2 protein-coding genes are annotated in these 1,916 nt (G+C 69.4%); both read right to left on the bottom strand.

Annotated features, from left to right (window positions below):
• Positions 1-412, bottom strand: a 412-nt coding sequence (locus tag HMPREF9440_RS11545; RefSeq protein ID WP_172634299.1) for an AsmA family protein, incomplete at its 3' end; no start/stop codon positions are given.
• Between the two features lie 177 nt (positions 413-589).
• Positions 590-1,916 (bottom strand): alkyl hydroperoxide reductase subunit F (gene ahpF, locus HMPREF9440_RS08780; protein ID WP_008543436.1); only part of this gene is annotated, 1,327 nt, incomplete at its 5' end.

Here is a 1,916-nt window from a genome sequence, read left to right as displayed (position 1 = left end):
TGTTCCAGCCGCCCGAGCCGAGCGTCTGAAAGAACCGCTCCGAGGTCCCCGCGCGCGAGAGCGTCATCCGGAGCCCCGTGATGGTGACGTCGTTGAGGCGCGGCGACGGCGCGAAGACCGCGAAGGGATTCATGCGGACGTCGATCCGCTCAAAGCGCGCGCACGCGTCGCCCCCGGTTTCTCCGGGCGGGCAGAGCATCCCTTCGGGGATCGTGAAGGTGAGGGACGGGAGCCGATGGAGCGCCGTCGGATTCTCCATCACGATCGTGAGCCCGAGGTTCGAGCGCACGGCGTCGACCACCTGGAGACGCACGCGCTCGGGCGTCACCCACGCCCAGAGCGAGGCGACGAGGCCGAGGAGCAGAAGCCCTAGAAGGGCGAGGATGGTGAGAAGGATGCGCAGGCTCCGCATGACGTCCGGTTTCGCTTCGAAGTTGAAGAACGCCTTAGTGTGCCACAGTGGCGCACCCGCGGGACGCCCGGTGAGGCGCCTTCCCGGGTACGGCGCGAAAAACGTCGGACCCGTTTCCCAGAAGGAAGACGGGTCCGGCGGAGGGTGGTTTCTGGGTCGTCCGGCGTCGTCCGGCGTTTAGGACGGCTGGCGGATCAGCCAGTCGAAGGCGCCGAGCGAGGCGCGAGCGCCGTCGCCCATCGAAATGACGACCTGCTTGTACGGGGTCGCCGTGCAGTCGCCCGCGGCGAAGATCCCCTCGGCGTCGGTGGCGCCGTGCTTGTCCGTGAGGATTTCACCCCAACGGTTGCGCGAGACCACGCCGTCCAGCCACTCGGTGTTGGGCGTGAGGCCGATCTGCACGAAGCAGCCTTCGGCGGCGATGCGCTCTTCACGGCCGGATTCGCGGTCCGTGATGCGGATCGCCTCCATGACGTCGGTGCCTTCGAGCCCGTCGATCTTCACGCCGCAGCGGACGGTGACGTTCGGGGTTTCGGCGACGCGGCGGCAGAGCACCGCATCGGCGCGAAGGCGCGGGCTCCGCTGCAGCAGCGTGACGTGCCTGCAGATCCCGGCGAGGTCGATCGCGGCCTCGACGGCGGAGTTGCCGCCGCCCACCACGACGACGTCCTTCCCCTTGAAGAGCGGACCGTCACAGTGCGGGCAGTAGGCGACGCCGCGGCCGCGGAGCTCCTCCTCACCCGGAACGTCGAGCGTCTTCCAACGGGCGCCCGAAGCGACGATGAGCGCACGGGTGCGCAGCAGCGCCCCGGAGGCGGTGCGCACGTGCCAGAGGCCGTCCGCACGGCGGACTTCCACGGCGCGCTCGCCCGACATCACGTCGACGTCGTACTCCTCGACGTGCGCCATGATGTTGCGCGCGAGAGCGGGACCTTCGATCGTCTTCACCGAGGTGAGGTTCTCGACGGACGACGTTTCGTTCACCTGGCCGCCCGGACGCTCGGCGAGCATCCCGGTGCGAAGACCCTTGCGGGCGGCGTAGAGCGCCGCGGTGGCGCCGGCGGGACCGGCACCGACGACGAGCACGTCGAAGCTCGCCTTTTCGGTGAGCGCGGCGGGCTTCGCGGGTTCGGCGCCCAGCTTGTCGAGGATGGCGCCCAAATCGGCGCGGCCCGTCATGAAGGGTTCGCCGTTCAGGAACACCGCCGGGACCGCCATCACGCGGCGGGCCTTCGCCTCATCCTGGAAGAGCGCGCCGTCGATCACCGTCGTGCGCACGCAGGGGTTGAGCACCGCCATGAGGTTCAGCGCCTGGACGACGTCCGGGCAGTTGTGGCAGGAGAGGCTCATGAAGACTTCGAAGTCGTACGAGCCGCAGAGCGCCTTGACGCGCTCGATGATCGCCGGCGAAGCCTTGCTCGGGTGCCCGCCCGCCTGAAGGAGCGCGAGCACGAAGCTCGAAAGCTCGTGGCCGAGCGGCACCGCGGCGAAGCGGATGCCGGAG

The sequence above is a fragment of the Sutterella parvirubra YIT 11816 genome, from assembly GCF_000250875.1.
Classification (GTDB): domain Bacteria; phylum Pseudomonadota; class Gammaproteobacteria; order Burkholderiales; family Burkholderiaceae_F; genus Sutterella; species Sutterella parvirubra.
This window is presented reverse-complemented; position numbering and strand designations above follow the sequence as displayed.